At 47.1% G+C, this 9,100-nt stretch carries 11 protein-coding genes, 1 tRNA gene and 1 pseudogene; 4 read left to right on the top strand and 9 right to left on the bottom strand.

Annotated elements, in window-relative coordinates; translation table 11 throughout:
* From ACR0P9_RS03895 to ACR0P9_RS03865, 7 genes are all read right to left on the bottom strand, one after another.
* Window positions 1–729: MATE family efflux transporter (locus tag ACR0P9_RS03895; protein WP_432617522.1), on the bottom strand; the 729-nt coding region annotated here is incomplete at its 3' end.
* 157 nt (window positions 730–886) lie between these two features.
* Complete coding sequence (locus tag ACR0P9_RS03890) at window positions 887–1,504, bottom strand: TIGR04100 family radical SAM protein (protein WP_432617521.1); 618 nt, start codon at window positions 1,502–1,504, stop codon at window positions 887–889.
* 17 nt (window positions 1,505–1,521) lie between these two features.
* Window positions 1,522–2,355, bottom strand: coding sequence for a pyridoxamine kinase (locus tag ACR0P9_RS03885; protein ID WP_432617520.1), 834 nt, complete (start codon window positions 2,353–2,355; stop codon window positions 1,522–1,524).
* Complete coding sequence (locus ACR0P9_RS03880; RefSeq protein WP_432617519.1) at window positions 2,352–2,891, bottom strand: ECF transporter S component; 540 nt, start codon at window positions 2,889–2,891, stop codon at window positions 2,352–2,354. The genes ACR0P9_RS03885 and ACR0P9_RS03880 overlap by 4 nt, the downstream gene beginning before the upstream one ends.
* A gap of 165 nt (window positions 2,892–3,056) precedes the next feature.
* Window positions 3,057–4,226 carry an aminotransferase class I/II-fold pyridoxal phosphate-dependent enzyme gene (locus ACR0P9_RS03875; RefSeq protein WP_432617518.1) on the bottom strand — a complete coding sequence of 390 codons (1,170 nt, stop codon included), beginning with the start codon at window positions 4,224–4,226 and terminating at the stop codon, window positions 3,057–3,059.
* Window positions 4,219–4,695: an Lrp/AsnC family transcriptional regulator gene (locus ACR0P9_RS03870; RefSeq protein ID WP_432617517.1), complete on the bottom strand. Its 477-nt coding sequence runs from the start codon at window positions 4,693–4,695 to the stop codon at window positions 4,219–4,221. Before ACR0P9_RS03870 ends, ACR0P9_RS03875 begins: the two co-directional genes overlap by 8 nt.
* 172 nt (window positions 4,696–4,867) lie before the next feature.
* The gene (locus ACR0P9_RS03865; RefSeq protein WP_432617516.1) at window positions 4,868–5,791 is read right to left on the bottom strand and encodes a prohibitin family protein; all 924 of its coding nucleotides are present in this window, start codon (window positions 5,789–5,791) and stop codon (window positions 4,868–4,870) included.
* A 128-nt stretch (window positions 5,792–5,919) separates the two neighbouring features.
* On the opposite strand from ACR0P9_RS03865, the gene ACR0P9_RS03860 reads away from it, so the two are divergent.
* The 4 genes from ACR0P9_RS03860 (at window position 5,920) to ACR0P9_RS03845 (ending at window position 7,827) form a co-directional block, all read left to right on the top strand.
* A complete protein-coding gene (locus ACR0P9_RS03860; protein ID WP_432617515.1) occupies window positions 5,920–6,603 on the top strand; it encodes a DUF2461 domain-containing protein in 684 nt (227 codons plus the stop codon).
* A 16-nt stretch (window positions 6,604–6,619) separates the two neighbouring features.
* Window positions 6,620–7,315: a 3'-5' exonuclease gene (locus ACR0P9_RS03855; protein ID WP_432617514.1), complete on the top strand. Its 696-nt coding sequence runs from the start codon at window positions 6,620–6,622 to the stop codon at window positions 7,313–7,315.
* Complete coding sequence (locus ACR0P9_RS03850) at window positions 7,312–7,638, top strand: hypothetical protein (protein WP_432617513.1); 327 nt, start codon at window positions 7,312–7,314, stop codon at window positions 7,636–7,638. Before ACR0P9_RS03855 ends, ACR0P9_RS03850 begins: the two co-directional genes overlap by 4 nt.
* Before the next feature lie 102 nt (window positions 7,639–7,740).
* Window positions 7,741–7,827 (top strand) — tRNA-Leu (locus ACR0P9_RS03845).
* A gap of 34 nt (window positions 7,828–7,861) precedes the next feature.
* Here ACR0P9_RS03845 and ACR0P9_RS03840 read toward each other — a convergent pair.
* Together ACR0P9_RS03840 and ACR0P9_RS03835 are read right to left on the bottom strand one after the other, a co-directional pair.
* Window positions 7,862–8,695, bottom strand: coding sequence for a DMT family transporter (locus ACR0P9_RS03840; RefSeq protein WP_432617512.1), 834 nt, complete (start codon window positions 8,693–8,695; stop codon window positions 7,862–7,864).
* 206 nt (window positions 8,696–8,901) lie between these two features.
* A pseudogene (locus ACR0P9_RS03835) lies at window positions 8,902–9,100 on the bottom strand (sugar phosphate isomerase/epimerase family protein); the annotation flags it as partial.

Below are 9,100 nucleotides of genomic sequence, written 5' to 3'. Positions count from 1 at the left end.
GAGGCCTGTGCTGTACATCCATTTAAACACATGCGAGTCATGCAAGAAACGAGAGAAATCTTCTCGCGATGGAACCAATTCCGGATACTTGACCTTGATAAATACCAAGCACATGACAACGGAAATAAACTGCGAGAATACTGTTGCACAAGCGGCACTGGCAACGCCCATATGGAACACGCAAATGAGCAGCAAATCTAATCCGACATTGCCAATTGTAGCGACCAACAGGAAAATCAGCGGTGTAATACTGTCTCCTACCGCACGCAGCGTCGCTGCACAGGCATTATAAAACACTGTGACAATCATACCGAGCAAAATGACACGGAAATAGGAACAGGCAAGCGGCAGCAAATCTTCCGGCGTATTCAGCACGCGAAGCAGCGGCTTCAAAAAGCCAACCGAAAGCAGGGTCAGGGCAATAATCGTACCTGCACTCAAAACAATGGTACCTGCAATGGCTTTTTTCATGCTTTTTTTGTCGCCGGAACCAAAAAATCGCGCGGTGACTATGGCAAAGCCATTCGTCATACCCATCAAAAAGCCGATAACCAGCGAATTGAGCGAGTTTGTCGCGCCGACTGCTGCCAGTGCATTCTCTCCCAAAAAGCTGCCGACAATGCGCGTATCCGTCAGGCTGTACACCTGCTGGAACAGCTGTCCGATGAGCAGTGGAATCGCAAATTGCAAAATCAACCGCGTCGGATTTCCTTTTGTCATATCTTTCATGAATGTCTATCCTCTTTGCAAAAAAATTGGTACCGGAAAATCCGGTACCAGTTTATCCTATCACGTTTACATATTGTTTACAATCCGCATTCCGTACAAAAAATATGCAGATTCTCTGAGAAAATCTCAATTTATTTCATATCGAAATATTGCGGTCTTAATCTTCCCACGGACGGATGCGATAACGTGCGCCAATGCGGTCACAAATGGCTTGGCACTGCTTCTCTTCTTCGTGAGAGATTGTCGTATCCACTGTTGTCATCACGACTTCGATTCCCTGCTCACCGGCACTCTTGGCAAACGCCAGCATGGCATCAAACGACTGCTCGCCAAACTTACTGCGCGTCAGCTTGAGATACTCTTGTGCATTCGGCGTGTTCAGACTAACCGATACAACATCAATCAAACCGCGCAGTTTCGGCGCAATCGGTTCTCCGTTGACCAAATCGCCCAGACCATTGGTATTGATGCGGATTTTTTTATCCGGACATACCTGCTTGATATATGCTGCTGCTTCCAACAACGTATCCAGTCGTTCAGTCGGCTCACCGAAGCCACAGAATACTACTTCCGTGTAGCGATGCAAATCCACACCGTCAATGGCCTGTTTTACCTCTTCGATGCTCGGTTCATGCTCCAGCCACAGTCCGCCGGATTTTCCCACGGTGTCCATAGTCTGGCGCAGACAAAATGTGCAGGCGCACGGACAGCGGTTTGTCAAATTGATGTACAATCCATCGTGTACATCATATACAATCGTCATTTCTTTTTTCATTACAGGATCTCTCCTTGTTATTTCAAAGTAGTCAAGTATTCTTCAAAGCAAACGCCATCGGTCTTTGGCAATCCCAACTCGATGGAACGCAGAATACATTTCTTAATAAAGCGGGATGCCTTGCGCACCGAATCTTCAAACGGCACATGATTGACAGCATCTGCCGCAATAATCGAAGAAAATACATCACCGGTGCCTGAGCGTTCACTGCCGATACGCTGCGTGCGCAGCAGTTTCGCTTGTCCCTCTTTTTCATAAATCAAATTGGAAACATAGGCTTTTTGCGGAATGCCGGTAATCACAATCTTTTCCGGTCCTTGCTCTGCTAATTTACGTGCGAGTGCATCCAGCTCTTTCATGGTCCAGTGTCCTTCATGAAACGGCGTATCAGTCAGGATACACGCCTCTGTCAAATTCGGTGTCAAAATATCTGCATAGGCCACCAGTTTCTTCATCGACTGACACATGCCCTCTGTATATGTCGGATACATTTTGCCGTGATCTCCCATCACCGGGTCAATAATCACGATGGTATGTGCCGTGCAAAAATCCTCGATAAATTTCTGCACAATGGCAATCTGCTGCTCGGAGCCGAGAAATCCGGTCTGGATGCCGTTAAACTGCAAATCTAACTTTTTCCAATTGTCAATATATTCCTGCATTTTATCCGTGTAATCATCAAAAAAGAACTGCGGAAAACCGGTGTGATTGGAAAAAATCGACGTCGGCACCGGACAGCACTGTACCTTCAATGCAGACAAAATCGGCATGGACACTGCAATTGAGCAGCGTCCAAAGCCGGAAAAGTCATTGATAACAGCAATTTTCTTTTGTCTGTTGTGATCTATCATGCACGACCCTTTCTATCCGTGGTGAGGAAGGCACGAACCTTTGCTTTTTCAAGCAGCGCGCCGACACCATAGCAAACAGCCAAATTGAGAACCGCCTTGACGGAAAGTCCCGGTGTCGAAGCCAAACCCTGTGCCAGTCCGCCATACAGAAATGCACCGGCTACGGTATAACCAACAACCATCCAAACCATGCCGACGATGCAGGCAATCAGCGTTCTCGCAGAAAACAGCTTGCAGGTATCTTCTTTGTACGCAATTTTGCCGACAAAATATGCCATCAGCGACTTAATAATAAAGGTCGGAATCGCCCAATACGCATAACCGGTCAGCAAATCAGCCAGAGCAGAGCCAATGCCGCCTGCCCAGATGCCGGACTTTCTGCCGACAAACAAAACGGTCAACAAAATAAAAGCATCACCGAGATGCGCATAGCCCAACGGAATCGGAATCTGGATAACCATCGTTGCAATGCAAGTGATTGCAGCCATAACTGCCGTCAGACATAGAAATCGCGTTGTGTATTTTGAATCACTCATGTCATATCACCTCGTACAGAAGTTATTTTTTCATTGCAGTCATTATATCGCATAACTGTGCACAATAAAATGTACAATTTTCGATTATTTTATCAGCACAGTTTTAGAGATACAAAAAATGGCAGAGACAGATAAGATCTTCGTCTCTGCCATTGCTGATTTGATTTACAATTCCTGTACAAATTCCTCAATGCGTTCCATTGCTGTTTCCAGATGCATCATGGAGTACGAATACGAAATACGAACATGTCCGCGGCCGCTCTCGCCGAATGCACTGCCCGGAACAACAGCAACCTTCTTCTTTCTGAGCAGTTCATCACAGAACTTTTCATCATCATCCATATATTTTTCAATAGATGGGAAGATATAGAAGGCACCTTCCGGCTCAAAGCACGGCATACCGATTTCTTGCAGCCGATAGTACATAAAGCGGCGGCGCAAGTCATACTGCTCACGCATGTACTTGATGTCCTCTCTGCCCGTGCGCAGTGCCTCAATGCCGGCAAACTGGCTGACTGTCGGCGCAGACATAATACCGAACTGATGAATCTTTACCAGCGGCTTGAGCATCTCGCGCGGCGCCATAACCCAGCCAAGTCTCCAGCCGGTCATAGCAAACGACTTGGAAAAACCGTTGATAACAATCGTGCGTTCCCGCATCCCCGGCAATTCTGCAAAGCAGACATGCTGCTTGCCGCCGTAGGTCAGCTCACAGTAAATCTCATCAGAAATGACGATAATATTGGTGTCCCGCAAAACTGCTGCGATTTCTTCCAGTTCGTCCCGCGTCATAATGGCACCGGTCGGATTGTTCGGGAACGGCATAATCAGCACCTTGGTTTTCGGAGTAATTGCCTTCTTGAGGGTCTCAGCGGTCAGCTTGAAGCCGTCTTCCATGCGTGTTTTCAGCGGAACCGGCACACCGCCTGCCATCATAGCCAGCGGCGTATAGCAGACAAAAGACGGCTCCGGAATCAGCACTTCATCTCCATTGGACACGAACGAACGCAGGGCATTATCAATGGCCTCGGAGCCTCCGACTGTCACGATAATCTCATCGTGATAATCATACTCCAGATGATAATTTTCCATTGCATATTTTGAAATTTCCTTGCGCAAATCTACTAAGCCCCAGTTGGACGTATAGAACGTCTTGCCCTGCTGCAGAGAATCAATACCTGCGCGGCGAATCTGCCAAGGTGTCTGGAAATCCGGCTCACCAACACCCAGAGAGATCGCATCATCCATTGTATTGACGATGTCAAAGAATTTTCTGATGCCGGACGGCTTGATGTCCCGTGCTTTGTCCGAGATCAGAGCCGAGTAATCAATCATTCCGGAAATCCTCTCTTTCGTCAACTGGATTGAAAGCAATACCTGCATTCTTGTAGGTCTTGAGCACGAAGTGTGTCGAGGTCGAAACGACATTCTCCATCGGCGCAAGATTCTCAGATACAAACTGAGAAACCTCTTGCAGGGAACGGCCATTGACAATGATGGTAAAGTCGAAAGAACCGCTCATCAGATACATATCTACAACCTGCTTGTGGTTATAAATGCGCTGTGCCAGCTCATCAAATCCGGCGCCGGTCTGCGGTCTAACGCGAACTTCAATCAACGCAGTGACGTTATCGCGCTTGATCTTGCCCCAGTCGACAATCGCCTTATAGCCCAGAATGACATCATCCCGCTCATACTTGCGAATGCTGTCCTTTACCTCCTGCTCGGTCATGCCAAGCATCTTCGCAATGCGCGCCGGTGTAATACGGGCATCCTGTTCCAGCAGCTGTAAAATTCTATGCATAAGAAAACCTCCTGCGATTCATAAATTACTAATAAGTATACAACAGAATCGCCAGAAAAGAAAGTGCAACTCGAAACATTGCAGAAATTTTTAAACAACAAAACGACCACTCTTGCAGGAAGAATGGTCGTTTGCTGCAAAACTATTTTGTTGTCAGCAGTTCTCTATTTCGTTAATTGCCCTTTGATGCATCGGCAACCACGGTATCTGCGCCCTTTACTGTGACCCAGCCGTGCTTCTTGCGCGCTTCTGCCTCTGTCATGCGAATGAGATTATCCGTAATGGAATCCGAGATGATCTTGTTCGCCTCTGCTTCTGCCTGTGCATTGGTGATTGTGACTGCTGCGGCAGCTTCTGCCCGCGCTTTGTCCGCTTCGCCCTGAGCAATCGCGGTCTGCTTGTCCAGCTCCGCCTTCTCTGCATCCTGCTTTGCCTGCTCCTTCGCTTTGACCTTTTCCTGCAGGGCTTCATCCAGCTGTACATCAATAATCAAAGCAGATGAAATGTTGATGCCATATTCTTCTGTCAGCTTGGTGTTCAGATATTCCGTAATGGTTTTGCTGACCTCCGAACGCTTGTCGCTGTAGATGTCCATGACAGAAAATTGCGGTGTCACTTCTTTGATGTAAGCAATGATGCTGTTCTGTACCATCGTATCGACGATCTGGTCGCCATCCATGCCATTAAACTTTTCATACAAATCCGTCACGCGGTCCGGAATAAAGTTATAGTTCACGGTCATATTCAGCTTAACCATGCCGCCATCTGCCGGGGCATCAACATGCCAATCCGCATGTTCGCTTTCGTTATAATCCTCCGGATTGTTGGACAGTACCAGCTGCTGCTGTGCCACAGGATAGTGCTTTACCTTCGCCCACGGCGCAATAAAATGATAGCCCGGCGACAGCGTCTTATCCTGTACACCGCTGCTCATCGTGTATACCACGCCAACTTCACCCTGTCCTACGCGGTCAAACGATTTGATGCAAAAAATGCCCACAACAACGACAATTGCGGCGATAATTGCGATCTTTTTCTTGCTCTTCTTCGGTTTTTCCGTCTTAACCTGTTCTTCCTGTTTGGTCTCTTCTGCCATCTTTTCCTCCCGATGTCTTTGTCAGTTTTGCAAATTGATTATATCATACCTGAGAAATATTTGAAACAACAAATCATATGCGTTACAATAATACCATGTAAAAAAACAGATAAGGAGATTTCGCTCACATGATATTTCAAGAATTTACTCCACAAATGCTGGATTTCCTCGCAGAAAATCACATCCGAAACAGCAAATCATGGTATGAAGAGCATAAAGCAGACTGCCGCAAGCTCGCCATTGAGCCATTTTATCATCTGACCGAGCAAATGGCACCGACCATGCTGGAAATCGATCCGCAATTTGTCGTGACGCCGTACAAAGCGCTCAGCCGCGTGCGCCGCGACAACCGATTCACCAAAAACAAGGATTTATATCGTGACCACTTATGGCTCACCTTTCGGCATCCCAAAAAGCATCTGAGTGACTCTCTGTGCTATTATTTTGAAATTGAGCAGGAAGGCTGGGGCTATGGTGTCGGATATTATCACATCCCCACCAATATCCGCGACGAATTCCGCCAGATGATATTGAATCACGATATACGATACCAGCAAGCCAGACAGGCCTTAGCGCAGACTCCAGCCTTTTCGCTGTATGGCGATTGTTACAAGCGTCCGCCGTTTCCGGATGCACCGGAAGCCGATCAAATCTGGTTAAATCGAAAAAATATCGGCGTAAGTGCCTTCTATGACGATCATACCGCCTTGTTTGACGGCTCATTCTATGATATAATGATATATCATCTGAAGCGAATTGCGCCGTTTTACTATTTTCTTCGCACGGCCGAAGAGCGGGTTCGCCATCAATAAATCTGGAGGCTTGTTTTTGAAATTCACAGCAATTGATTTTGAAACCGCTAATGCATCGATGCTCAGCGCTTGCTCGATTGGCGTTGTTGAGTTTGAGGATAATGTTCCGGTCAAAGAGACCATCACGTTGATTCGTCCGCCGGAAGAATATGGAAAGTTCAACTGGTACAACGTCCGCATTCACGGCATTAAAAAGAATATGGTAAAAGATGCCCCTACCTTCGATCAGGTCTGGGAGCAAATTCACAGCAGCATTGAAAATCAGCTCATCGTCTGCCACAACGCAGCCTTTGATACAGCCGTTCTGTGCAAGCTACTCGAATACTATGGCATTCCGGTGCCGGAGTTCGATTATGTCTGCACAGTCAAAATTTCCCAGCTTCTCTGGCCGGAAATGGAAAATCACAAGCTGGATACGGTGTGCAGCGATCTGGACATTCGTCTCAATCATCACGAGGCTTTGTCTGATGCCCGTGCCTGTGGTCTGATTTTTGCAGAGGCTCTCAAAAGCCAGCACTGTTTTCAGACGCAAGATCTGCTGGATGCGTTGGAAATGCGCATTGGACATGTCTCCCAGGCAGGACGGCAAAGCTGTTCGACTTCGGCAGAAATTCGCAAAAAAATTCAGTCGGAAAAGAAAAAGCAAGAGAGTCGGCGGCGATATTATGCCAAACGCCGCATGACTACCGAGAAAGGAGCCAAGCACTCATGAGAAATGATTTATTTGAACAGACGGAAAAATACCGTGATTTAGCGGCTTCTCATGCAGAAGACCTTCGCAAGTATGCCCAGCTCGGATACAGCGCAGCGCAAGAGCATTTGTCTTCCCTGCTCAGCAAATTCGTGTTGTCCGAAGTTTTTGTACTGAAAATGATGCTCATCTCTTTCGGCGTCCTGATTGGCACGGCTTTTTCTGATTTTTTCAAAAAGCATCGTGGTTTCGTTGTCTGCGCATTTCTCGCATCCGTTGCCCTCTTTGTTTACAAAGCCATGCAGCTCGTAGATACTTGGGCGGATGACGACGCAGAGTTTTGATCTTTATATCCAGGCAGAAATGCCTGGATATTTTTTCACAAAAAAATTTGTAAAAAGACTTGCAATTTTCCATCTCTTCTTGTATAATAATTATCGTCATCTGCCGGTGTGATGGAATTGGTAGACGTAGTGGACTCAAAATCCACCGCTGGCGACAGCGTACCGGTTCGAGTCCGGTCACCGGCACCAAAAAACAGTGAGAAGAAATTCTTCTCACTGTTTTTTATTTTGTCTGCATAGAAACCAAGCTATTACAGATCATGCCCGCAACAATGACCGCAATGCCGACACATCCGACAAGACTTGGCATCAGGTCTCCCAAGAACAGAACGCCGCCCAACAGTGTAAAAATCACTTCACCGGACTGTGTTGCCTCAATGACAGCCAACTGCTTGGCATTGTGCTTGACCAAGTTAGTCGCTTCAAAAAACAGAACCGTTGCAATCACGCCGGAAAACAAAGCGACAATAAAAGACTGGGTAAGTTGACCGGTACTCGGCGCGCCATGCGTTACTCCCGCGTAAACCGACAGTACGATCCAAAACGGCATACTGCACAGCGTCATGCCAAATACGCGCTGAACGGTCGAAAACTCTTGCGGACAGATCACCATCATCTTTCGGTTTCCCAACGGATAGGAAAACGCGGCAATCAAAATCAAAAGCAGCGCACGCAATATCCCGCCTGCTTGCATCTGAGACAGATGTGCTGTTTGCAGCAAAAAAATACCAAATAAAATGCATCCCGCACACAGCAGATTTTTTATTGGAATCGTTTTGCCGAACAGCGGGGTGAGCAAAACACCTGCGACAATGGTCACCTGCCAAGTCGCAGCGACAAACCAAGATTCTCCGTAAATCGAAGCGGCTGTCAACGGCATGTAAAACAGACCGAAGCCAACCGTACTCCACAGCAGCCACGCCAAAGGCTGCTGTTTGATCGCACACCAGACTGCTTGTACTCCGTGCTGTTTCCACACAAGAATGCCCATGAGCGGCAGAGTGAATATATATCGCAGACAAGCACTCCACAGCCAGTAGCCGCCGCTTAAATTCATACTCCGGTTAAATACAAATGTAAACGCAAAAAACAAAGCGCCCAAAATACCATAACTCAATGCCCGTTTCATTGTTTTTCCTTTCTATCACCAAATGATCGAATAAATCGGGTTTATTATAGCATAAAATCGTATCTTTGCAAGAATAAAAAATGCACGCACCAATTTTCCTGGTGCGTGCATTCTTCTTTTGTATCCGATACTACTTACTTGCAGTACTTTGCGACATGCGCACGGGTAACCTCTGCAGACTTCTTTACATTCTCTTCCTGCGTCATCTCATAGTATGCCGGACGGAAGATTTCGATGGTGCAGCAGTCGCCCTCGAAGCCGATCTTCTTCAGCGTATCTGCATAACGAGCGTGCGGCAGGCAATCACCTTCTGCATCCGGCCACAGACGCTTC

The sequence above is a fragment of the Butyricicoccus sp. genome, from assembly GCF_050872565.1.
Taxonomy (GTDB): Bacteria; Bacillota; Clostridia; order Oscillospirales; family Butyricicoccaceae; genus Butyricicoccus_A.
Note: the sequence above shows the minus strand (reverse complement) of the source record. Positions and strands in the feature narration are given on the sequence as shown.

Excerpts from the sequence above, each read along its gene's own strand:
- ACR0P9_RS03890 (WP_432617521.1), bottom strand. The coding sequence starts at position 1,504 with ATGAAAAAAGAAATGACGATTGTATATGATGTACACGATGGATTGTAC.
- ACR0P9_RS03885 (WP_432617520.1), bottom strand. The coding sequence starts at position 2,355 with ATGATAGATCACAACAGACAAAAGAAAATTGCTGTTATCAATGACTTT.
- ACR0P9_RS03880 (WP_432617519.1), bottom strand. The coding sequence starts at position 2,891 with ATGAGTGATTCAAAATACACAACGCGATTTCTATGTCTGACGGCAGTT.
- ACR0P9_RS03875 (WP_432617518.1), bottom strand. The coding sequence starts at position 4,226 with ATGATTGATTACTCGGCTCTGATCTCGGACAAAGCACGGGACATCAAG.
- ACR0P9_RS03870 (WP_432617517.1), bottom strand. The coding sequence starts at position 4,695 with ATGCATAGAATTTTACAGCTGCTGGAACAGGATGCCCGTATTACACCG.
- ACR0P9_RS03865 (WP_432617516.1), bottom strand. The coding sequence starts at position 5,791 with ATGGCAGAAGAGACCAAACAGGAAGAACAGGTTAAGACGGAAAAACCG.
- ACR0P9_RS03860 (WP_432617515.1), top strand. The coding sequence starts at position 5,920 with ATGATATTTCAAGAATTTACTCCACAAATGCTGGATTTCCTCGCAGAA.
- ACR0P9_RS03850 (WP_432617513.1), top strand. The coding sequence starts at position 7,312 with ATGAGAAATGATTTATTTGAACAGACGGAAAAATACCGTGATTTAGCG.
- ACR0P9_RS03840 (WP_432617512.1), bottom strand. The coding sequence starts at position 8,695 with ATGAATTTAAGCGGCGGCTACTGGCTGTGGAGTGCTTGTCTGCGATAT.